Source organism: Paenibacillus sp. FSL M8-0228 (genome assembly GCF_038007385.1).
Classification (GTDB): Bacteria; Bacillota; Bacilli; order Paenibacillales; family Paenibacillaceae; genus Paenibacillus; species Paenibacillus polymyxa_D.
Window position 1 is genome coordinate 1435622 of record NZ_JBBOXA010000001.1, and the last position, 21356, is coordinate 1456977.

18 protein-coding genes are annotated in these 21356 nt (G+C 44.5%); 13 read left to right on the forward strand and 5 right to left on the reverse strand.

Features of this window, described 5'->3' with window-relative positions:
* Positions 1 to 51: 51 nt before the first annotated feature.
* The 5 genes from MKY98_RS06545 to groL all read left to right on the forward strand — a co-directional run bounded on the left by MKY98_RS06545 (position 52) and on the right by groL (position 4116).
* Positions 52 to 534 carry a MogA/MoaB family molybdenum cofactor biosynthesis protein gene (locus MKY98_RS06545; protein ID WP_013309212.1) on the forward strand — a complete coding sequence of 161 codons (483 nt, stop codon included), beginning with the start codon at positions 52 to 54 and terminating at the stop codon, positions 532 to 534.
* A 104-nt stretch (positions 535 to 638) separates the two neighbouring features.
* Entirely contained in the window at positions 639 to 896 is a 258-nt protein-coding gene (locus MKY98_RS06550) for a twin-arginine translocase TatA/TatE family subunit (RefSeq protein ID WP_039269589.1), read from the forward strand.
* Between the two features lie 109 nt (positions 897 to 1005).
* On the forward strand, positions 1006 to 1773 hold the full coding sequence (gene tatC, locus MKY98_RS06555) for a twin-arginine translocase subunit TatC (protein ID WP_069011109.1): 768 nt from the start codon (positions 1006 to 1008) through the stop codon (positions 1771 to 1773).
* A gap of 359 nt (positions 1774 to 2132) precedes the next feature.
* Positions 2133 to 2414, forward strand: coding sequence for a co-chaperone GroES (gene groES / locus MKY98_RS06560; protein ID WP_007429271.1), 282 nt, complete (start codon positions 2133 to 2135; stop codon positions 2412 to 2414).
* A 73-nt stretch (positions 2415 to 2487) separates the two neighbouring features.
* Positions 2488 to 4116 carry a chaperonin GroEL gene (gene groL, locus MKY98_RS06565; RefSeq protein WP_013309215.1) on the forward strand — a complete coding sequence of 543 codons (1629 nt, stop codon included), beginning with the start codon at positions 2488 to 2490 and terminating at the stop codon, positions 4114 to 4116.
* 109 nt (positions 4117 to 4225) lie between these two features.
* Here the strand turns inward: groL and MKY98_RS06570 are convergent, their stop codons facing one another.
* Both MKY98_RS06570 and MKY98_RS06575 read right to left on the reverse strand, forming a co-directional pair.
* The gene (locus MKY98_RS06570; RefSeq protein WP_029516300.1) at positions 4226 to 4534 is read right to left on the reverse strand and encodes a tyrosine-type recombinase/integrase; all 309 of its coding nucleotides are present in this window, start codon (positions 4532 to 4534) and stop codon (positions 4226 to 4228) included.
* 471 nt (positions 4535 to 5005) lie between these two features.
* Positions 5006 to 5806, reverse strand: coding sequence for a Cof-type HAD-IIB family hydrolase (locus MKY98_RS06575; RefSeq protein WP_029516304.1), 801 nt, complete (start codon positions 5804 to 5806; stop codon positions 5006 to 5008).
* A 950-nt stretch (positions 5807 to 6756) separates the two neighbouring features.
* Here MKY98_RS06575 and MKY98_RS06580 point away from each other — a divergent pair.
* Together MKY98_RS06580 and MKY98_RS06585 are read left to right on the forward strand one after the other, a co-directional pair.
* Complete coding sequence (locus MKY98_RS06580) at positions 6757 to 7638, forward strand: AraC family transcriptional regulator (RefSeq protein WP_069011110.1); 882 nt, start codon at positions 6757 to 6759, stop codon at positions 7636 to 7638.
* 101 nt (positions 7639 to 7739) lie between these two features.
* The gene (locus tag MKY98_RS06585) at positions 7740 to 9068 is read left to right on the forward strand and encodes a prolyl oligopeptidase family serine peptidase (RefSeq protein ID WP_069011111.1); all 1329 of its coding nucleotides are present in this window, start codon (positions 7740 to 7742) and stop codon (positions 9066 to 9068) included.
* A gap of 154 nt (positions 9069 to 9222) precedes the next feature.
* Here the strand turns inward: MKY98_RS06585 and MKY98_RS06590 are convergent, their stop codons facing one another.
* Positions 9223 to 10011 carry a polysaccharide deacetylase family protein gene (locus tag MKY98_RS06590; protein ID WP_069011112.1) on the reverse strand — a complete coding sequence of 263 codons (789 nt, stop codon included), beginning with the start codon at positions 10009 to 10011 and terminating at the stop codon, positions 9223 to 9225.
* A 464-nt stretch (positions 10012 to 10475) separates the two neighbouring features.
* Here MKY98_RS06590 and MKY98_RS06595 point away from each other — a divergent pair, with 464 nt between their 5' ends.
* From MKY98_RS06595 to MKY98_RS06620, 6 genes are all read left to right on the forward strand, one after another.
* Positions 10476 to 11441 (forward strand): carbohydrate ABC transporter permease, encoded by a 966-nt coding sequence (locus MKY98_RS06595; RefSeq protein ID WP_069011113.1) that lies wholly within the window; start codon positions 10476 to 10478, stop codon positions 11439 to 11441.
* Positions 11438 to 12259, forward strand: a complete 822-nt coding sequence (locus tag MKY98_RS06600; RefSeq protein WP_029516315.1) for a carbohydrate ABC transporter permease — start codon at positions 11438 to 11440, stop codon at positions 12257 to 12259. The genes MKY98_RS06595 and MKY98_RS06600 overlap by 4 nt, the downstream gene beginning before the upstream one ends.
* Positions 12260 to 12383: 124 nt before the next feature.
* A complete protein-coding gene (locus tag MKY98_RS06605) occupies positions 12384 to 13748 on the forward strand; it encodes an ABC transporter substrate-binding protein (protein WP_069011114.1) in 1365 nt (454 codons plus the stop codon).
* A gap of 256 nt (positions 13749 to 14004) precedes the next feature.
* On the forward strand, positions 14005 to 14589 hold the full coding sequence (locus MKY98_RS06610) for a TetR/AcrR family transcriptional regulator (protein ID WP_069011115.1): 585 nt from the start codon (positions 14005 to 14007) through the stop codon (positions 14587 to 14589).
* Between the two features lie 23 nt (positions 14590 to 14612).
* On the forward strand, positions 14613 to 15977 hold the full coding sequence (locus tag MKY98_RS06615; RefSeq protein ID WP_069011116.1) for an HlyD family secretion protein: 1365 nt from the start codon (positions 14613 to 14615) through the stop codon (positions 15975 to 15977).
* A gap of 1 nt (position 15978) precedes the next feature.
* Positions 15979 to 17202: an ABC transporter permease gene (locus MKY98_RS06620; protein ID WP_069011117.1), complete on the forward strand. Its 1224-nt coding sequence runs from the start codon at positions 15979 to 15981 to the stop codon at positions 17200 to 17202.
* Between the two features lie 94 nt (positions 17203 to 17296).
* Here MKY98_RS06620 and MKY98_RS06625 read toward each other — a convergent pair whose 3' ends face one another.
* The gene (locus MKY98_RS06625; RefSeq protein WP_069011118.1) at positions 17297 to 19894 is read right to left on the reverse strand and encodes a glycine betaine ABC transporter substrate-binding protein; all 2598 of its coding nucleotides are present in this window, start codon (positions 19892 to 19894) and stop codon (positions 17297 to 17299) included.
* Entirely contained in the window at positions 19869 to 21092 is a 1224-nt protein-coding gene (locus MKY98_RS06630) for a quaternary amine ABC transporter ATP-binding protein (protein ID WP_029516322.1), read from the reverse strand. The genes MKY98_RS06625 and MKY98_RS06630 overlap by 26 nt, the downstream gene beginning before the upstream one ends.
* Positions 21093 to 21356 lie beyond the last annotated feature (264 nt).

Here is a 21356-nt window from a genome sequence, read left to right on the forward strand (position 1 = left end):
CTGATTTTCAGAAGAGAAAGTATTCTTTCATGATAGGAGAAGGGTGATCTTATGGTGTGGAAAACGGCGATCCTAACAGCCAGTGATAAAGGGGCAAGGGGAGAGCGTGAGGATACAAGCGCACAGGTCATCCGGGAACTCATCGAAGAAGAACTGGGCGGAGAGATTGTGGAATACCGGATCGTTCCCGATGAACCGGATGAAATTATTGCAGCTTTAATCGAAATGACCGATTATTTTCATGCAGACCTGGTACTAACTACGGGCGGGACTGAGCTGGCCATTCGTGATGTGACACCCGAGGCGACTCGGCGGGTCGTGGAACGGGAAGTGCCGGGTATGGCAGAGGCCATGAGAATGATCGTGATGCAGAAAAATCCAGCGGCTATGCTATTCCGTGGAATCGTGGGAATACGCGGACGAACACTGATCGTCAATTTGCCAGGAACGCCCAAAGGCGTGCATGAAAATTTGGCGGCGATAATGGACCAGCTTCCAGAAGCGTTGCTTATGGTGACAGGTCAGTTCCGGTAGAAGGCAGCACATCGTGTGTGGTATGATACCTATAAGAATTTATAAGGCCGTAAAACGGACAAAGATTCTTATTTTGTTCGTCAACATAAGGAGGATTACTACACATGCCCAATATTGGAGCACCGGGTTATATTTTGTTAATTATTCTGGCGCTGCTGCTATTTGGTCCGAACAAGCTGCCTGAGCTGGGTCGAGCTGTAGGGCGTACATTCCGTGAGTTTAAAAACGGGGCACGCGATATTTTATCAGAAGATGAACGGACTGAGCGTAAAGACAGCAAAGATAGTGTGGTCAAAGCATCACAAACGACGTCTTCAGAAGTTCAACCTCAGCCTCAGTCTGAGGATAAACGCTTGTCATAGATTTAGTGATCGATTCTTGATCTTGTACTAAACAAAAGCCTCTTCTTCAGTGAAGGGCTTTATTTTTTAGGAGGCGCTGCTGCGTTCCGTTCAGAAAGGAGGAGTGGATTTGACCCCATCAGAGCATGAAATGCCGTTAATGGAACATCTGGGTGAGCTTCGCCGCAGAATAATTTATGTGCTAATTGTATTTGTATTGGCACTGGCTGGTGGTCTGTTCGCGGCGGGTTCTGTCTATGACTGGCTTATTCGCTCCGGTTCGGCGCAAGCTTTTCAGTTAAACGCGTTTTCCTTTTGGGACGGGATTGGTATCTACATGAAGATTGCCATGATCATCGGGATTGCGGTGGCGCTACCGTTTGCATGCTACCAACTGTGGAAATTTGTCAGCCCGGGATTAAGGCCGCAAGAACGAAGTGCGACTTTGCGGTATGTGCCTTATGTGCTGCTTTTATTCATCATTGGGACAGCTTTTGCTTATTTCATTATTTTCCCGATGGCGATTCAGTTTACATCGTCTGTCACCAAAAGTATGGGATTACAGGAAACGTACGGGATCGCACAATATTTCACCTTTATGTTTAATATTGTACTGCCTGTAGCGCTACTGTTTGAGCTCCCCCTGCTTATCATGTTTCTGACGGGGATTCATGTTTTAACACCAATGCGGCTTCGCAAATGGCGGAAGATTTCTTATTTTCTGCTGGTGTTTGTCGCGGTTGTCATTACCCCGCCGGATTTTATTTCCGATTTTTTGGTGGCGATTCCGTTGCTGGTGTTATATGAAGTGAGCGTGTACTTGTCTTCGGTCGTGTACCGCAAGCAACTGCGTGCACAGGAGGAACGTGAGGCTCAATTGCGTGTAGCTTCAGAATAATAAGGCAGGACTTGAATGGCTCAGTAAATAATTTATTCGGGTCGCGCTTCATGGCAACTTGCAGATGATGAATAGCATTTGTATATCATGACTATGTACAGAGCATGAACAGTAGCGGCTTAGTCCCCTGAAAAATAACCATTAGCCTTGAGTTAACGGTTATTTTTCAGATAGATGGATATAATCGGGAAGGGCTGTCCATAAAAATTCCCATAAAAAATACATTAGGGACTTGAAATTCAATCCCAAGTTGAGTATCATAAAGTTGGTTGTTAGCACTGACGACTGTCGAGTGCTAATACATACAACATAACAACCAAATTACAGGATAAAACACTTAATAAGGAGGCTATTTTTTCATGATCAAACCTTTGGGTGAACGCGTATTGGTGGAAGCAATTGAGCAAGAGACAACGACTTCCTTCGGGATCGTACTTCCTGACTCTGCCAAGGAAAAGCCGCAAGAAGGCAAAATTATCGCGGTTGGCGCAGGCGCATTGAAAGACGGTGCCCGTATTCCTCTGGAAGTAAAAGAAGGCGACCGTGTCATTTTCTCTAAATACGCTGGAACGGAAATCAAATATGAAGGTAAAGAATATTTGATTATGAAAGAAAGCGATATTCACGCGATCATCGGTTAACCGGAACCCGGACAAGACCTGAATATAGGAATTGAAACAAATCATTCATAATCCATAGGGAGGTTTATCACAAATGGCTAAAGATATTAAATTCAGTGAAGACGCTCGTCGCTCTATGCTGCGCGGGGTTGACGCATTGGCTAACGCTGTTAAAGTAACACTCGGACCGAAAGGCCGTAACGTTGTACTGGAGAAAAAATTCGGTAGCCCGCTCATCACTAATGACGGTGTAACGATTGCAAAAGAAATCGAGCTGGAAGACGCGTTCGAAAACATGGGCGCTCAACTGGTTAAAGAAGTAGCGACCAAAACGAACGATGTAGCTGGTGATGGTACGACTACTGCTACTGTTTTGGCTCAAGCCCTCATCACAGAAGGCCTGAAAAACGTAACTGCTGGCGCAAGCCCAATCGGTATCCGTAAAGGGATCGACAAAGCGGTTAAAGCGGCTGTTGCTGAACTGCAAGCCATCTCCAAACCAATCGAAAGCAAACAATCCATTGCTCAAGTAGCTGGTATTTCCGCTGCTGATGACGAAGTAGGCGAACTGATCGCTGAAGCTATGGAAAAAGTGGGCAAAGACGGTGTAATCACGGTTGAAGAATCCCGCGGGTTTGCAACAGAGCTGGAAGTGGTTGAAGGTATGCAATTTGACCGTGGCTACATTTCCCCGTACATGATTACAGATACGGACAAAATGGAAGCTGTACTGGACAATCCGTATATCCTGATCACAGACAAAAAAATCACAAACACACAAGAAATCCTGCCATTGCTTGAAAAAATCGTACAACAAGGCAAGCCACTCGTTCTGATCGCTGAAGACATCGAAGGCGAAGCGCTGGCTATGCTCGTTGTTAACAAACTGCGTGGTACATTCAACGCTGTAGCTGTTAAAGCTCCAGGCTTTGGTGACCGTCGTAAAGCAATGTTGCAAGATATCGCTGCCCTGACAGGCGGTCAAGTGATCACGGAAGAACTGGGTCTGGACCTGAAAACAGCTTCCGTAGACCAACTGGGTACAGCACGTCAAGTGCGTATCACAAAAGAAAATACGATTGTGGTTGACGGTGCTGGAAACAAAGCCGACATCGACGCTCGTGTTAGCCAAATCCGTACGCAACTGGAAGAAACCACTTCCGAGTTCGACAAAGAGAAACTGCAAGAGCGTCTGGCTAAATTGTCCGGCGGCGTAGCAGTCATCAAAGTCGGTGCGGCTACTGAAACAGAATTGAAAGAACGCAAACTGCGCATCGAAGATGCTCTGAACGCAACCCGTGCTGCGGTTGAAGAAGGTATCGTATCCGGTGGTGGTGTAGCGCTCCTGAACGTATACAAAGCAGTTGCAGCTGTTGAACTGCAAGGCGACGAGCAAACAGGCGTGAACATCGTGTTGCGCGCTCTGGAAGCTCCAATCCGCACCATTGCTGCTAACGCAGGTGAAGAAGGCTCTGTAATCGTTGAGCGTCTGAAACGCGAAGAAGTTGGCGTAGGCTTTAACGCAGCTACTGGCGACTGGGTAAACATGATCGACGCTGGTATCGTTGACCCTGCGAAAGTAACTCGTTATGCATTGCAAAACGCTGCTTCCGTAGCGGCAATGTTCCTGACTACTGAAGCGGTTATCGCTGACAAGCCAGAACCAGAAAAGGCTGCAATGCCTGACATGGGCGGCATGGGTGGAATGGGCGGCATGATGTAATTAGGGCCTCAAAACCCTGTAATACCGCTATTTAAAGGGCTCCCGAGAGGGAGCCCTTTTCTATAAAATCACATAAAAATCACATAAAAATCACATTCTCTGCAACGAGTCAGATTTGAAGGATGTCTGAGAAGTGATTTTTAATCTTCGCATTGGCATTTTTCTTCATTTTCTCCGTAACGTGTGTATAGACTTTCAATGTCGTTTTTGCGTCATCATGACCAACTCGCTTCATGATTGTTTTGATATCAACTTCAGCTTCAGTCAGCATCGATATGTGAGTGTGCCGAAAAATGTGAGGAGTAGCTTTCTTTTTAATTGAGGTTTTCTTGAGAATACGTTCCATACGGATTAATATATTTTTTTGAATGAGTGCCGTTCTTGTGGGCAAAAACAAAGTTGTTTTCATGATAATCATCAAATAATTTCTTGCATTCAAGTCTGAAAGCTTGTTGTTTAACAATGTGTCTTTGGAGCAAATTCATAACGTTATCAATTATATTAAATTTACCAATAGATCCTGTAGATTTGGGTGGAGTTAGAATGTATTTACGCATATTATCAGGATTGTAAAGTGTCTTGGTTATTCGTAACTCATTTAATTCAAAGTTAAAGTCCATATCTTTTAAAGCACAGAGTTCCACAGATCGTATCCCTGAAAAGGCAAGCAAGTGAAAGATTTCAATGTCATCAGCTTGTTCAAGATGAAGGATGCTATATTCAACGAATATTTCTAAATACTTATTAACTGTAAATTGACGTTTTGCTTCGCTAATAATGCATTGCTATTAATTTGATACGATATGCTGATCATTTTCATGAGCGGGGCAATCACACCATTGCCCCCTCTTTTACATAATGCAATACCAGTTGACAGACAAGGAAAGGATCACTGCAAATCCAGTATTTTTTGAATCGTGAGAAGAACACCATTTTCTTCGTTTGACTTAGTAATGAAGTTTGCTGCCTTTTTAGTATTTTCACAAGCATTACTCACTGCAAAACTGTATTTCGCAATTGCCATGAGTTCCACATCATTCTCGCCGTCACCAAATGACATTGTTTCCTCGTATGTGACGCCCAACATTTCTTGCAGTTTCTTTACTGTCTCACCTTTATGCGTATGCAATGCCGTGATATCCAGCCATCTAGCTTCTGAATCAACAATATAAATTTGTCCACCCAACGTATTCTCAACATGCGCTCTTAATGCTGTACTTCGTCCCTCCGTGTCGAAGACCGTAATTTTGATAAAACAGCTATCTATGTTTGCAAAGGAGTCTGTTTTTAATACACGTTCATAGGAGCCTTTAACAACGTTATACATATCTTCTGAAATGGAAGAATGAACGTACGCAGCATCACTTGCACATACAATAAGTGTCATATTGTTGTCGAAGTCTTGAATTTGATCAATCGCCTGTAGAGCTAGATCTCGATCAATACTAAACTCTTTAACTACTTGGCCATCTTTTTTAATTCGAGCAGCACTGTCACCCAATATCCAAACTCCTTTGCCATGTTCGTCAAACAATTTTTCAACACGTTCACATTGTTTACCTGTACATGCGACAAATGTGACTTCTTTTTGCTGCATCTCTGCATAAACTTTTTTGAAAAGTTCGACATCGTACAAACTTTTATTGTTCAGAAATGTTCCGTCTAGATCAGTGACTACAAGTTTAATCATACTTATTACCCTCCTGTTTTTTGTTGGTCTTGTTTATCCTTCTGATTGCAATGATCGACGTATTTCACTTGCATGTTCTCCACCAGAATTTGAACTTTTGCGAATATACAATTGCGCTAATGATAAAATACGAACCCATCAAAACGCACGTGGTCAATATATCCACCTAATATTCCCATCAAATTCGCCTCCTGTGAAATTCATAAAACTCTTTTTTTAAATACTTTATAATGGACATTTAAAATGTCTTTAAAAAAATTCAAAACGAGTTGGTCACATGCTTATCTATGATCTCTCGCTACAAAACAAGATTAAAATATGTAACTGGTTTCATGTCAATAAATTAATTTCAGTACATTTTTCCAAGTTACCAAGCCACAATTATGATATGTGATCGTTAAAATGCCAGCTGTTTAGGAAGAGGTATTTTAGAGAATATTAAATTTCAGAAATATCATTGCTACTTCCTATGCCTCAATATACAATAGAAGGAAATTGTTGATGAGGCCGATATGTGATGAATATTTCGTTATTTGAATCACAAAAAATCACATAAAAAATCACAATCTCGGGAATATGAATGAATATAGGCAAATGAAATTTTCTGAACAGGGAACAAACCATGTTATAAAATAAGAGTTAAGTTCAAAACGTTTATAGGCGAAAATTAATCAAGTTTTTTCACTTCATTACGCTCTAAAATGAAAGCGTTGACATGTGTTTCAACCCACTATATACTTAGCTTAATTAAATGAATAGCACTAGGATTGTTACTGTTACGCAGGCAAAACCTAAGGAACAAAATGTTAAGATCCAAGGATCTTATGTATTTTGTTATACTTAGGTTTTTTTGTTTATAGAGAGAGGGAGGTTAAATACAAGTGGTTTCGGCACTCTGCTGAAGCCATTTTCTTCTATTTATGAGGTCACATCTGAGAGGAGCGATAAACTTGGAATACAAATATGAGCTGGTCCAGGCAGACCATCATTTTCCGTTAAAAATTATAGTTCATTCCTCCAATGAACCAGCATACATACCTGGGCATTGGCACGATAGCATCGAAATATCCTATGTACTTTCAGGAAGAATTGACCATATCTATATTGATGGTGCGAGTTATAGCTCCAAAGAAGGAGATATTGTGCTCATTAATTCGAATGCTATTCATTCCTTTTCTGTGGCTAAGGGAAAAGGAAGAGAGGCCATAACCGTTCTGATTCCTTCTGAATTTATTAGAGCAAATGTCAACGGCAGTAACCCCATTTCATTTGACTGTATATCCATTTTCGAAACTAACGAGCAGAGATTACAGCATTTTGCGGAGCTGCGTGATTTGCTAAACACCTTATTTGTGGCTTATCTCAATCAGCATAATGACTCTTTAGCACATATCCATTTAACATCACTATCTTATAAACTGGTGTATCTGTTATTAATGCATTTTAAAATGAATAATGAATCTATCCGCGGCTTTAACTCCGATAAATATTTGGAGCGGCTGACGCTGATAACCAATTATATCAAAGAGAATTACGATCAAAGCTTATCCCTGGATTCCATAGCCCAGGTTTTTGGACTATCTCCCGAATATTTGTCCCGTTTTTTTGTGAAGCATGTAGGGATGACCCTATTTCAATATATCAATGCCATCCGTCTGGAGAGATCTTATCGTGTTCTTATGAATACGGATCATTCCATCATACAAATTGCGTTGGAGCACGGTTTTCCGAACGAAAAGTCTTTTGCCAGGGTATTTAAGAAGGTTTTCCAGGCAACACCGCATCAATATCGAAAAGAGAACAAGAGGTATTCTGGAGCAAGGAGTCAGTAATTGACCTGAATTAGGCTAATAAAAGACAGGATGCAAATTAAAAAGATTATTAAAATAAACAATGTAAGCGTTCTATTAATGGATCTGGGAGGTAAGACATCATGTTTAAACGGTTTCAAAAGGCTGCTAAGACAACTATGTTACTCACTTTAGCTATCGGTACGACTCTTGTTTTCAGCTCCGGTGCATGGGCCAAGGATGTAAAGATACAGCCCACCTCATACCGGACGGTTGCGGAAGTTAAGGATTGGGGAGCAGCCATTACGAAGATCATTGTTAACCTGGGTAAGCCAGTCCCTAAAGATGCGATAACTAAGGATACATTTAAGGTGCATGTGGGAAGAAGCGACAATCGGTTGTTAAATCCCTTTATTGAAAATGGCAACCGGAAAGTCACCAAGGCCTATGTATCGGACAAAAGTGGCAATCCTGTAAATAAAACCGGAAGCTATGTTGTATTGGAAATGGAAATCGGTCCGACATTAACACTAAGCTCCGCTATTCATTATGATGCGGCAGGATCCGGGTTTAATGCATGGAATGATAACAAATACACGATCACGCAGCAAAAAACTATTAAAACCAAATCCGGAACGATTTCCGATTTGAAGATTGATACTTCCGCAGGACAGATACGGAAGTTGGTTGATCAATTTGCGACCGGTAAATCTACTTTTGATGGAGTTACTTTAACCTACGCAGACTATGCACCGGCAAAAGACAAAGTGAAAAACCCTTTGGTGATCTGGCTGCATGGTATGGGTGAGGGAGGTACCGATCCAACGATTCCGATTGCCGGAAATAAAGCAGCAAATTTTGCCTCTAAGGATATCCAATCCTATTTTGGCGGGGCTTATGTGTTGGCACCTCAGACCCCAACCTACTGGATGGATGGCTTTACAAGCTTTGGGGACGGAACCTCCAAGTATGAGCAAGCATTGATGTCTTTAATTAAGGATTACGTGGCCCAAAACAAAGACATTGATACAGATCGAATCTACATTGGTGGAGACTCCAACGGTGGTTACATGACTATGCTGATGATCCGTGACTATAAAGATTATTTTGCAGCAGCTGTGGTTGCATGTGAAGCCTTGAAGGATAGTCTTATAACCGATGAACAGATTAACGAAATGAAGAACCTGCCGATCTGGTTTGTGGCTGCCAAAACCGACACTGTGGTTCCGCCCAACGATTATACGGTTCCGACTTACAACCGTTTAGTGAATGCTGGAGCAAAGGATGTTCATATGTCGTTATTTGATAACGTAGTGGATACCTCTGGTTTGTACAAGAAGAGCGACCAAACACCGTATGAATACAACGGCCATTGGTCTTGGATTTACGTATATAACAACGAAGTATCGAAGGTGATTAACGGAAAGAAAACAACGATGATGCAATGGCTTGCCTCCAAAACATTGGACTGAAGTATAGCAATGATCTTATTAATTGCCGCGTAAATCGCGGCTTTTTATATTTTGGGGGATGAGTTCCTTTTCAAAACCAAATGCCAAGAGTCTCATACTGCAACGCTATATAAAACTCCGTCAAGAAATAATTGACGGAGTTTAATTCTTCCTTTCACTTATTCACTTCAATCAGCCCATCCGGTTTTTCCCGATTAGAGAGTAATTCAGATACCGTAACGAAGGTATAACCTCTTTTCTTGAGCTCGGGTAGAATAATTTTCAAGGCTTCAACGGTTTGCGTACTTTGATGTACATAATCGTGCATGAGGACAATGTCGCCGTTACGGACGTTGCGAAGGACCTTATTAGCGATACGATGTACACCGGGTTTTCGCCAATCTAAGGTGTCCTGATGCCAGGACCATAAAATAATTTTCAGCCCTTTCTCCTTGGAGAGCTTGACCAGCGAATCGGTATAGGAGCCGCCGGGCGGCCTAAAAAGATGGGTCCCCGCACCAGTTGCCTGTACGATGCTCGCCTGAGCTTGATCCAATTCGGACAGAGCTTTGTTGCGAGAAATATACTGAAAGGATGAGTGAAGGAAGGTATGGTTGCCAACTTCATGCCCTTCTTCTCGTTCCCGCTTGACAAGGTGAGGCAGCTTTTCTACACGACTGCCGACGACAAAAAAGGTCGCTTTAGCATCGTATTCTTTAAGCAAATCCAAAATGGCAGGCGTATTGCGTCCATCCGGTCCGTCATCGAATGTGAGGGCAATCAACTTGCGATGGGTAGGAACTTCCCATACAATGTCGCCGCGTTCTTCATAATAGGCTCTTCCCTTTGTAGGAGTAGGGGAGGCATAAGATGGGGCTTGTGCATTGGTAGATGGAGTGGGACAAGAGCTGATACACAGTAAAGAAACAGCGATTCCAGCGCACAGCAAACGGTTATATTTCATCAGGCTTCTTCTCCGTTCTTACGTATTCTCACATTAGCTTGCCAAGAAAGAGCGCATACCATTCCCCGTTTCTAAGATTCATCATTTAAAATCACTCAAGATTAGATCTATTTGTCGGATTCTAGAGGGAACATCACGCTGATTAATCAGGGTGTGAACGAGGTGTTCACCCACCTGCCGAGTGGAGATTGTATAGAGATAACTAAAACCTCCAACTTCGTAATGGGCCAATGGCAGGCTCCTTACGGAATTGGAGGTTTTTTTGTCTTTTTAACTAGACAGATTGTATTTGGATCGAACGCTAGCTCAACAGGGTTATAACCGTCCTTGTGCTCATACCTATAGAGAGTTGCTTTTACAATAAGAAAAAACATTAACATTTTACTCCAGCCCACTTGACGTTCCCTTTACATCAAAACGATACACTTACTGAGGTTGGTTTGAAAAGAAAGGGGCGCTCCGTTTTGGGTGAGCTTAACAAATCTATGGGACTGGGGACGAGGAGTCAGCAACAGACTTCGTCTAAAGCCCGCATACGCACGGGTTCGCTAAAAATTCAAAGACTGCGCGAAAACGCGCTGGCGTATACCTTTTTGGCTCCATCGCTTATTTTGTTTGCTGTATTTATGTTTTATCCGATGATCAAGTCCGTTTATCTCAGCTTGCATTCTACAGATCCCGCAGGAAACGTTGCAGCATATGTAGGATTAGATAATTTCACTACACTTTTCAGCTCGGGACTGTTTCTGCAAGGGATTAAGGTGACACTCCTGTTTGCACTGTTAACCGTACCAGTAGGTATTTTATTGGCGCTGGTACTGGCTGCACTTACACACAGTAAATTGCGGGGAATGCGTATCTTCCAGTTTGCCTTTTCGCTGCCGATGGTGTTGTCGGTCGGTTCATCTGCGGTCATTTGGAAATTTCTTTTTCATCCAACACTGGGGATGTTCAACTATGTGCTTTCCCTGCTACATATCCATCCGGTTCCGTGGCTGACCAGCCCCGATTGGGCGCTGTTTTCAGTAGCCATAATGACCATCTGGATGAATCTAGGCTTCAATTACATTATCTTATCGAGCGGACTTCAAGGGATTCCAGATGATATGTATGAAAGTGCCAAAATGGACGGAGCTGGCCCGCTCGTCACGTTCTGGCGTATCTCCATGCCACTGTTATCACCGACGATCTTTTTTGTAACCGTAGTTTCTATCATTGGAGCCTTCCAGTCTTTTGCTCAAATTAACATTTTGACCAAAGGCGGTCCGGTGAACAGTACAAATGTATTCGTATATTCCATCTATCAGGAAGCTTTCGTTAATTTCCGGTTCGGAACGGGGAGCGCGCAGGCCATTGTCTTGTTTGCTGTCATTCTGCTGCTCACGATGATTCAGTTCAAATGGGTGGAAAGAAAGGTGCATTACCAATGAAACGACACCTGAATTCTACATTGCTGTATGTGCTGCTTACGATTGCAGCTGCTCTCATTTTGTATCCGGTTATATATACGTTTTTTATGGCAGTCATGTCTCCCGAGGAAGCGAGCGCTTACCCACCAAGCTTTTTCCCGCATTCTTTTCATATGGCCAATTTTACTGAAGTGTTTGAAATCGTTCCGATTGCAGCCTTTATTGGAAATACATTTCTCATTTCGGGTCTTACAATGATTGGGCAACTGATTACAGCGAGCTTGGCGGCCTATGCCTTTGCCAAAATGGAATTCAAGGGAAAAAACTTCATTTTCAGCATGTTTGTTGCGACAATGATGATCCCTTGGGAAGTGACCATTATTCCAAACTACCTGACGGTACGGAGCTGGAATTGGCTTGATACATATCAAGGGTTGACGGTTCCTTTTCTGGCGACGGCATTCGGGACATTCCTGTTAAGGCAATTTTTTCTCCAGCTTCCCAAGGAACTGTTCGAGGCGGCTCGTATGGATGGGTGCGGACATATCCGTTACTTTCTGTTCCATGTGCTTCCGTTATCGCGCCCTGCGCTCGGAACACTGGCTGTGTATTCGTTCCTGAATATGTACAATTCGTACCTCTGGCCTTTACTAATCACCAATAGCGAGAATATGCGCACGGTACAGATCGGCATATCCATGCTCGAATTTCAGGAATCGACTTCATGGAATCTGGTATTTGCGGGTACGGCTCTTGTCATTTTACCGTCTCTGCTCCTGCTGATCTTTGGACTAAAACAGTTGGTTCGTGGAATGGCGGCGGGTGCACTTAAAGGCTGACCACATATGTCAAAAGAAAGCAACACCTGCGCAAGCAGCCCATATACAGAGCTTCAACACACAAGAATATCGCAAGAGAATGCCAATTCAAGAATCATTTAATCAAAGGGAGAGAAGAGAGATTATGAGATTTTTTCGTCTGAAAAGTGCATTGACCCTGCTTATTCTGACTGCCATGGTGGTTGCAGCAGGTTGTAGCAATAATACTGCTGCAGAGAAGCCGAGTAATGGTAGTGATGGGGCAGCAGCGGCTTCTCCAGTGAAGCTGACTTGGTGGCATTCGATGTCCGGTAACGGTGAAAAAGCAATCAAGCAGATCGCTGCTGACTTTAACGCTAGTCATAAGGACATTCAGGTAGAGCCAGTATATCAAGGCAAATATGATGATAGCTTGAACAAGCTGAAAGCGTCGCTTGGTTCCGACAGCGGACCGGACATCATTCAGGTATATGAAATCGGTAGTAAATTCATGATCGACTCCAAAATGATCACACCCGTACAACAATTTATTGATGCAGACAAGTTCGATCTGTCACAGCTAGAGCCGAATATTACACGATACTATACGATTGATGGTAAACTGAACGCCATGCCGTTCAATACGTCAAACCCGATTTTATATTACAACAAGGATGCATTCAAAGCCGCAGGACTTGATCCAGCTAATCCTCCGAAAACGTATGATGAGTTCGAAAAGGCTGCTAAAGCCTTGAGCAAGGATGGTAAATCCGGTGCTTCCATTGCCATCTACGGCTGGTTTATGGAACAACTGTTTGCCAATCAGAACGCAGATTATGTGAATAATGGCAATGGTCGTGATCAAGCGGCAACGGAATCCATGCTGAATTCGGATGCAGGTGTAAAAACCCTAACGTGGTGGAAGAAAATGATCGATGAAAAGGTTGTATCCAATCTGGGACGCAACTCGGACGATACGGCAAAGGCTTTTTCCGCAGGGCAAATTGCAATGACGCTGGATTCCACCGCTTCGCTGCGTAATATTGTGGAGCAGGTTGGCGATAAATTTGAAGTAGGCACAGGATTCCTTCCAAGAGCGAATGAAGCAAAAGAAGGCGGCGTGGTTGTAGGCGGCGCAAGCTTGTACATCATGAACAACAAGCCCGAAGCCCAGCAGAAGGCAGCATGGGAGTTCATTAAATTCGTCGCTTCCCCAGCTGTACAGGCACAATGGAGTGTAAATACCGGGTACTTCCCGATCACGAAAGCGGCCTATGACGAAAAGGTACTTAAAGACAATATGGTAAAATATCCGCAATTCCAGACGGCGGTTGACCAATTGCATGCATCGGCACAATCCACCGCTACACAGGGCGCAGTGATGGGCGTATTCCCAGAAGCGCGTCAAATCGTCGAAGGTGCAATCGAGGCTGTGCTGAGTGGCCAGCAACAGCCCAAACAGGCATTGGATCAAGCTACCCAAGAAATCACAGGCAAAATTGCGCAATATAATCAAACCGTGAAAAAATAGTCGGCCTTCCCTTAAAATCAGATGATAATCCGTAGAATGCGCCTCCTTATCATCCGATTTTATGACATAGCGGATCGAATGAGTGACCCCCTCACTTATTCGATCCGTTTTTGCATTTTCACTTTTAGAATAAGCGTTTAGACGAATTGTCTAAAATGAAATATTTTCATTTTTCCTATTGCTGGATAACTAAAAATGGGCTTATAATAAATACATAATTTTTGTACTGGACGGTCAGTTCAAAAAAGGAGGAAGCATGAAACAGCAGACAAAGGAAATTATTTTTAACGGCGCACTCAAAGCTTTTTCTGAACGAGGATTTAATGAAACAAATATGGAGGAAATTGCCAAAGTTTGTGGCATAGCCAAAGGAACCCTGTATTACAATTTTAAAAACAAGCAAGAATTGTACATTTACATTTTGAAGATGGGGATGGAGCGTTTTGTCCGGGATATCCATGAAGCAATGGCTCATACTCCTAAAGATCAGGTGGAGCTTAGGATTCGCAAGCTAATCCAAGTACATATTGAGTTTATTGTGAGAGAACCGGACTTTTGCCGTCTATTGGTCAGTAAGGGCTGGGTTTCGCAAGAGCAGCATTTTAATATTAGGCAGGTGCTGGCTGACTATTTTGATTTTATGGAGGCAGAGATCGATTCCGGCAAGTTTCATGGGAAAATTTCAAGTAAGCTGGATGCCAAAACAACAGCCAATTGCTTATTTGGGATTTACATTTTTGCACCGATGAGGTCAATGGTTTGGGGCGAAACGATGAATCTGCAAGAGGTTCGTGAAAGTATTGAAGTTTTTGTGTGTAATGCATTGGGCATGCAACATTAATATACAGATGGAGTGATGAAAACATGAAAGCTAAAAAGTATACGATTTATGTCGTACTTATTATTTTAATCGCGGTTGGGATATATGCCTTAACTGCTCTTCCACGGGGTGGAAGCAGCTTGTCTGCGGATCAGTCTTCTTCCATTCCTACGGCTTATGTGGAGTCGGATACCCTCAATGCCAGCTTTAAAATGGCAGGACGGATTGACCAGATGCTCGTCAAAGAAGGCGATCAGGTTAAAAAAGGGCAGGTGTTAGCCCATCTGGAAAGTCGCGAGTTGGAAGATAAGGTGAAGCAGGCACAGGCGGCATTGCTGGCAGCCAAGAGTAATGTATCCAAAGCAAAAGCTGGAGTGTTGCAGGCTCAAGCAGGCGTAGGCCAGGCACAGGCTACTGTGAGTGCTGCTCAGGCCAAGAAAAGCCAAGGCACGACATCGGTCAGTGTGACCGCAGAGGCTTCCTCCAGCCAGATTGAACAGGCCAAAGCGGCTGCGAACGCCGCCAAGGCAAAACTGGATGCCCTCAAGAGCGGGGCAAGACCACAGGAGCTTGAGCAATTGCAAGTATCTGTGAAGGTAGCCAAGGAAACGCTGGACCTGACCGTTAAAAATCTGGAGCGTGCCAAAAAGCTTCAAGAAGCCGGTGCAGCAACCCAGGCATCTTTGGATCAAGCGACATTGGAACATCAACAGGCAGTGGCCAAGTATAATGCAGAGTCGCAAAAATTGGATATGGCACGGGAGGGAAGCCGCAAGGAGGAAATTACGGCGGCTGAAGCTCAATACCGTCAAGCCTTGGCTGCGGTGAAGGAAGCACAGGCAGGAGCGGGCAAAGTTGCTCTGCAACAGGAAGATGTCAAAGCCGCTCAGGCTTCGGTAGAACAAGCGCAATCTGCGGTGAAGGCGGCGCAATCCACAGTTGAGCAGGCTCAATCTGCGGTTGCAGGTGCCAATGCTCAGGTAGCCCAAGCGGAAGCCGCACTTCAAGAGGCTCAGACCTATTTGAGCTACACTACGCTGCGTGCGTCCGAGGATGGAATCGTAAAATCCAAGTCGCTTAGCTTAGGTGAAATGGCTAGCGCAGGGTTCCCGGTCTATACCATTGAAACTTTGACACAACGTTGGGCTAAATTCTATGTACCTGAAACGTCTCTGAACGGTCTTCAAGCAGGGGATACCGTCCAAATTAAATTGCTGTCTGGCGGTAAGGAGCTGAAGGGTAAAGTCATTCTGTTAGAATCGGCTGCTGACTTTGCCATTCAAAAACCGAGCCAAAGCTCCGGTGACAAGGATGTCCGTTCCTTCGGTGTTAAAGTAGCATTGCCAGACCTTGCTGCATCGGTTCCAACAGGCTCCACGGTTCTGTTTACAGGCAAAGGGGCGCAGTAATATGCAGGATTCACAGGAAAGACTTCGTATCCGCGATGTGTTTCGCGAGGAATGGCTGAGCATCTTCCGGGACCGCCGCTTTATGGCTATTCTGCTGATTACGCCGATTGTGTATACGATACTATTCGGCTTCCTGTATTCACATCAGCGGATTACCGAGATGCCTGTCACCGTGTACGACGGAGATAATTCGCAGCTCAGTCGCCAGATCATTCAGGCGTTTGATTCGACCGATTCATTTGCCGTTACACGGCAAGCAAACAATCAGGATGATGTAGTCCGTCAAGTAGAGGCTGGAGAAGCTAAGGTCGGAATCGTCATTCCCGACAACTTTACCACTCGGCTTAAGCATGGGGAGAATCCACCCGTGCTCACGCTGATTGACGGCAGTAATATGATGTATTCCAATAGTGCCAGTCGGATTGCGAATCAGGTTATTAGTAGCGTGAGTGCCGGAGTATCAGTCAATTCCATGAAACAAAAGGGAATGAACGCCGATCAGGCCGCCTCGACGCTGACTACCATCCCGTTCCGATCCAGAGTGCTATTTAACCCGGTATATGATTATAAGCTTTTCATGCCCCTAGGGGTTATCTCTGCGGCTCTCCAGCAGTGTTTGCTGCTTGGTATCGCGTTGTCCTGCACGCGTGATAAGGAAGCAGGGACTTGGGGGAGATTTGGCGCATGGAGAAATACCCCTTGGCGTTTGGCTATTGCCAAACTGGCACCGTATTATGCAGCGGGAGCTTTCAATGTGCTGACTGTATTCAGTATCAGCGCTTTATGCTTCGATATTCCGTTTAGGGGACAGGTACTGCCGTTGATTTTAGTGTCGCTGGTTTTTAACTTTGCCTTGTGCGGATTAGGCTTCCTGTTCAGTCTCTTTTCCAAAACCAGAGTAGATGCGACCCAAACTCTGATGCTGATTGCTGTTCCTTCCTTTATGCTATCAGGCTATACGTGGCCATTAGAGGCAATGCCCGGCTTCTTGCGGGGGCTTGCTGAGATATTGCCACTGACGTATTACCTGGATGCTGTACGGAACATCACGCTCAAAGGACTGGATATCACATACATTTTCAAAGATATGATTGCTCTAGGCGTCATTGGTTGTGTAAGTCTGCTGGTGTCTTTCGCGATCTATCCGTTATTCTTTAGACAGCACCAGACGACAGAGCAGCATGCCGATGTGTCCGCTCAAAAAGGATTCACGCTAAAAGGTTGAGAGCAACTCTAAATATTGGATATCATAAAAAGGCAGATCAGGAGTAAACCCTGATCTGCCTTTACTTGTTTATGGTTTAAAAGCGGAAAAAATATTATTGCGGCGGATTAAGATCCTCGATAGAATCAATCGGCACATAGGATGGAACGACAAGCCCGGACATAACGCCAGTCATGCTGGTTCCGATGTCATCCACCTTATCCTTGTATTGAGCCCAATAATCAGCATGCGTCAATGGAAGCCAAGCGGCTGCGGTAGCATCTACACTTCCGCCGGCCACGCCAGTCCACATCGGGCCGATTTCCACTTGCAGAGCTGTTACTTTATAGCCCAATTTTTGTTCCAATACATATTTCAATACGTTCGTACTGGCAATTTCAGAATCCCAAGCAGCGTAGCTTAGCTTCAAAGGATCGCCGTTGACGGGCTGCAGACCCTTGATCCATTCCTGAACCTTGTCAGGATGTTTATCAGCCCAATTCTTGGCAGCCTGCTGTGGGGCAGTACCGTCCTGAATCGCGATCATCACTTCACCCATATCTTCAGCAGTCCACTTAAATCGGCTTAGAAATTCATTAGCCACAGGAGCATCCTGCTTCAAGCCTTTGCGGGCGATTGTATGAATTTCTTCCTTATCACCGTACGCCTTTTTAGGATCTTTCAAGTATTTCAAATCATATTTATTAAACATCCAGTGAGGAGTCCAACCTGTTACGACGATAGGCTGCTTGGCTTTGATAGCTTTATCCAGTGTAGCGGTCACAGCAGCTCCAGAGCTTTCAAGCAGCTTCCAGTCGGATAAGCCATAGTCATTCATAGCTTTAGCGGTCAGCTTCATTAGTCCGTCGCCGGGAGCGACACCGACAATGCGGTAGCCGACCTCTTTGCCAAAGTCCTCAGTTGTGGCGGAAGCCGGAGCCGCTTCGGCTCCGTTATCCTGCAAATCAGTAATCGATTTAACATCCATGTAAGCTGGAACGACCAATCCGGTTTTAACACCGCTCATATTAGCCCCAAGGTCGTCGAGCTTATCCTTGTATTTAGCCCAGTAATCCGCATGTGTTAACGGCAGCCATGCAGCCGGTGAAGCATCTACATCACCACTAGCGACACCCGTCCACATAGGACCTGCTTCCACTTGAAGTGCGGTTACTTTGTAACCCAGTTTGTTCTCCAAAATATAACTTAGCAAATTGGTGCTGGCAATTTCAGAATCCCAAGCCACATAACTTAGCTTGAAGGTGTCACCATTGACAGGTTGCAGTCCTTGAGTCCATTCCTGAACCTTGTCGGCATGTTTCTCCGCCCAATCTTGGGCAGCTTGCTCAGGACTGGTTCCGGCTTGAATGGCGACCATCATTTCACCCATATCTTCTGGTGTCCATTTGAAACGTTTTAGAAACTCATAAGCGATAGGAGCATCCTGCTGCAAGCCTTTACGGGCAATCGTATGAATCCCCTCGGCTTCACCATAAGACTTCTTAGGGTCTTCCAAATATTTGAGATCATACTTGTTGAACATCCAGTGTGGAGTCCAACCTGTAATAATGATCGGTTTTTTCGCTTTAATGGCTTTGTCCAGTGTGGCCGTCATAGCTGCACCGGAACCTTCAACCAGCTTCCAATCAGACAAATTGTAGTCTTGAATTGCTTTGGCAGTCGATTTCATAATGCCTGCCCCGGCATCAATACCGATAATTTTGTAACCGACTTCTTCGCCAACCGGGTTGGCAGCAGCGTTACCTTTGCCAGATGCGGAATGATCCGTTCCAACAAAATATTGGGATGCACCAGCGATCAGAATGACAGCTGTAACTGCAGAAGTAATCCATACTTTTTGCTTGCTGGATACGCGGCTTTTGCCTTTTTGCGTAGGTTTAAACAGGTTTTGCGTAAAACGGTCAAGCACAATAGCCAGAACGACAACAGCTAAGCCGGCTTCAAAACCTTTACCGATTTGCAGCTGTGTCACAGCACGGTACACAACAGCACCGATGCCTTCCGCACCGATCATGGAAGCAATGACAACCATAGACAGTGACAGCATAATCGTCTGGTTAATACCAGCCATTAAGGTAGGCAATGCAAGTGGAAGCTGAACTTTGAACAGCTTTTGCGCAGATGTTGAACCAAAAGCGTCTGATGCTTCGATCAGCTCACCTGATACTTGCATAATCCCCAAGTTGGTCATGCGAATGGTTGGGGGGATAGCAAAGATAACAGATGCGATAACACCCGGCACAACACCCAGGCTGAAAAAGGTAACCGCTGGGAGTAAGTACACGAACGCAGGCATCGTCTGCATAAAATCAAGTAAAGGCGTGATAATGCGTGATGCCGATTTACTGTATGCACACCAGATCCCGATGGGAATCCCGATAACAATGGATACGAGCGCAGACGTGATGACCAGTCCGAGCGTATTCATTGTTTCACTCCAATAACCAAGATTATCAATCAGCAGGAAGCCGATGACAGTAAATAGCGTAAGCTGAACCCGCCCGATCATAAAGGCGATAATCCCGATGATTACGATGAACACCAGAGGGTGCGGAAGCATGAACAGGCCTGAGAAAAAGCCAACTACAGCTTCTATAATGGAAGAAATAACATTAAACAATCCAGCCAGATGAATACCCATCCAGTCTACAATGGATTGAATCCACTCAGCGATTGGCAGTTTCGGTATCATGGGCATTCACCTCCTTCGTAGTGGTAACATCTCCACCAAGTGCGCCGAGCAATGCTCCACGGACGATAACGCCCAGCAGCTTTTGCTTGTCATCGACCACAGCCAGCGGCACCTTGGACGAGCTTGTAATTTCAAATAAATCATTAATGACTGTCTCGGCAGCAACCTGCGGTCCGTCCGTGATCAAAATATCTTCAATTTTCAAATTATTGCGCAGTGCATGAACAGCATCCTCGGCGTTAATAACACCCAGTAGCTTTTTGGTGCGGTCAATGACGAACAAATTGGAAATCCCACGCTCTCGCATCAATTCCAGAGCCACACGCGGACCACGATCCATGGTGATGGTTTCTGGACGAAGCATGACATGAGCAGCCGTCAATACCTTGGACAGATCCACATCCTCGACGAAGCGGGCTACATAAGAGTTAGCCGGTTGGATCATAATTTCTTCCGGTGTACCGATTTGTACGACCGCACCGTCTCGCATCAATGCAATCCGGTCACCAATCCGCAGCGCTTCATCCAGATCATGGGTGATAAACACAATGGTTTTCTTCATTTTATCTTGAAGCTCCAACAGCTCATCCTGCATGTCACGGCGAATGAGAGGGTCCAATGCACTGAATGCTTCATCCATCAGGAGCACTTCAGGGTCATTAGCCAGCGCCCGTGCCAGACCGACACGCTGTTGCATACCGCCACTTAATTCATCGGGCATTTTATCGCCCCAGTTTTTAAGACCAACCAGTTCCAGCGCTTGTTGCGCCTTTTCCTGACGCTGTGCTTTTTCTACCTTTTGAATTTCAAGACCATATTCTACATTTTCTAGTACAGTCCGATGTGGGAACAGGGCGAATTTTTGAAAAACCATGCTGATGGTTTTACGACGAACTTCGCGAAGTTGTTCTTTGTTCATCTTACGGAGATCTTTGCCGTGGACCAGAATTTCACCGGAGGTAGGCTCAATCAAGCGATTTAGCATTCGCACTAAAGTAGACTTGCCACTGCCCGATAGCCCCATAATTACGAAAATTTCACCTTGCTTAATTTCCATGTTGGCCTTATTGACACCAACAGTAATCTGTTTTTCTTTGGCCAACTTTTCCTTGCCCCAGCCTTGCTCCAGGAGCGGAACACCTTGCTCTGCGTGAGGACCAAAGAGTTTGCTGACATTTTTGACTTCCAAAATCGTCATACATACACCTCTTCTTTCTATACTTTGCTTGGTATTAACCCCATGTTGCATTAAGGATTGAGTATAAAAATCATAATTCTGAACATCCTGAACGGTTAATGACAAAATTAATTGTAACAGAAGCATTGCTTACATTTCAAACAAAAAAACTGTTCATAAAGTACGTACAGAAAAAACTGTACAAAGTTTCCTTCGATATGCTCCTTCGTTCTATAGAATGCTCAAACATTCGGAACTTTACAACCGATAGTGCTTTTTTTAAAA